Origin of the sequence: Streptomyces sp. NRRL WC-3618, from assembly GCF_001280005.1 — a bacterium.
Lineage (GTDB): Bacteria > Actinomycetota > Actinomycetes > Streptomycetales > Streptomycetaceae > Streptomyces.
The window spans coordinates 1-1,981 of the sequence record NZ_LGDW01000208.1 but is presented as its reverse complement, the minus strand read 5'-3'; the positions used below and the strand labels follow the sequence as shown (position 1 = coordinate 1,981).

Sequence of the window (1,981 nt, the reverse complement as noted above, 5' to 3'; positions counted from 1 at the left end):
GGGTAGTCGGGGAGGTGGGTGGGGGGCGGCCCGCCGAGCAGGTTTTCGTGAAGGCTCATGGTCCCCAGTCTGGGGTATCGAGGGGAGCTTTGTTTCGCCCCCGCCGCCCTACCCGTCCGTATGAAGCAAGCCGCCGTTTCCGCAGCGAGAGCGGCGGCGGCCCGCTGGGGTTCCGTCGCCGCCGTATCGCCCGGTGATCCACTCGTGTGCCGCGGGCGACGCCTGCGGCGCACCCCGCGCGGCGCCGAGCTGATTGCGACGTCCGCCCAGGACCCCGTTGTCCGTGCCGGAGTCCATTGACGCGGGCCGGGTGGTGGAGGAAACTGGCCGCGCCCAGGCACAGGCGCCCGCAGACCGTCATTCTGCTGGACAGCGTGGCTGAGCACCGGTTCGACGCCCTGTCCGACGGAGTCCGGCGGGACGAGAGCAAAGCTCGTCAAAAACGCATGCTGTCCTTTCAGGGCACGTGCGGCCAGTGGGTCCCCAAGAGCCGGCGGCCCGGCCGTGTCACGCATACAACACCGAACTCGGCCCCGGCGCATACGTACACGGCCTTTTCCTTGCCCGACCGAGCCTCTGGCCGAGGCCGGCGTGACACGACTGGAACGGGCCGAATCCGTCTTCGCCGACAGCCTCTCGGCCGGCCGAAATTCCGGCGGTCTCATCCTCGCCGACAAAGCCGGCAACGCGACTGCCGCGGAGGGAACGATCCGCTGAAAGGACAGGAACACCATGGTTGACGTCATAGGAGCCGGATTCGGCCGGACCGGCACGGCCTCGCTGCAATCGGCCCTTGAGATGCTCGGCTTCGGCCCATGCCATCACATGGTCGAGGTGATCAAAAACCCCGACACCGCCGCCGGCTGGATCGCGGCATTGACCGGTGACACGGCGGTACTTCCCGACTTGGTCGGGAAGTACCGCTCCACCCAGGATTTTCCCGGCGCCTTACTCTGGCGCGAGATGATGGATCTCTACCCTGATGCCAAGGTGCTGCTGAGCATCCGGGATCCGCAGAAGTGGTACGACAGCGCCCGCGCCACCATCCTGAACCAGGACCTCCGGCAACACCTGGAACAGGCAGTCCTGCCGGACGCCAGGAAGCGCGCCGATATGATGTTGTCGCTCGCGGACGCCATGGCCGGCAGGGGATTCCGCAGTGACCTCGGCGAGCAGGACATGATCGCCTTCTTCCAGCAGCACAACGAGTCGGTGCGTGCCACGGTCGATCCGGAGAAGTTGTTGGTCTACGAGGTCGGGCAGGGCTGGGAGCCGCTGTGCGCGTTCCTCGGCGTGGACGTGCCCGACAAGCCGTTTCCCCGAGGCAACGAATCCGGCGTGTTCGCCGAGAAAGTGCGCCGACTGGCGGCGGGTGAAACCGTCGACGAATACCAGTGACCACGACGGCGTAGGGATAGTGGCGGTCTGGCCCTGGCCAAGTCGGTGCTCGCGCCGATGTTCGCTCGCCGCGCGCTGCGGGTGCGATCCTGGTCCGGCACCAATCTGCTCGGCGGCGGCGACGGGGCGACGCACCCGCATGTCCCTGCAGTTCACCTGGAACGGCTGCGACTCCGCGCTGGCCGCACCGCTCATACTCGACCTGGCCCGGTTCGCAGCTCTCGCACACCAAGCAGGTGTCGTGGGACCGGTTCCGGAGCTGGGCTTCTTCTTCAAGAACCCGGTGGCCTGCACCGAGCATGCCTTGGAAGCGCAGTACGACACCCTCGTCGCATGGGCCCGCACGGCGGGGGCTGACGCCGACCATGAGCTATGGATGCGAGCCGCGTACGCGGGGCGTTTGAGGAGGAGCGCGTTCAGCGCGAAGGGGGGCCTGGGGGCGCAGCCCCCAGAGGACGGCCACCCTCCGACGCCGCGCCCGCTCCCTCCAGCGGTGGAGCCGTCACAAAGCCGTGCGTGCGGCACTCCGGCGTCGCACACCCCGCCCCCGGCCTCCGTACCGTCAGGTACGCCACCCCCGACC

Annotated in this window: 1 protein-coding gene and 1 pseudogene; both read left to right on the top strand. The window is 68.2% G+C overall.

Annotation, left to right across the window (positions count from 1 at the left end):
- Window positions 1–732 precede the first annotated feature (732 nt).
- Window positions 733–1,398, top strand: a complete 666-nt coding sequence (locus ADL01_RS19490) for a sulfotransferase family protein (protein WP_053743297.1) — start codon at window positions 733–735, stop codon at window positions 1,396–1,398.
- Between the two features lie 24 nt (window positions 1,399–1,422).
- Window positions 1,423–1,747 (top strand): annotated as a pseudogene (locus tag ADL01_RS42250) (inositol-3-phosphate synthase); the annotation flags it as partial.
- Window positions 1,748–1,981: the final 234 nt, after the last annotated feature.

Coding starts and splice junctions, on each gene's coding strand:
- ADL01_RS19490 (WP_053743297.1), top strand. CDS start 733: ATGGTTGACGTCATAGGAGCCGGATTCGGCCGGACCGGCACGGCCTCG.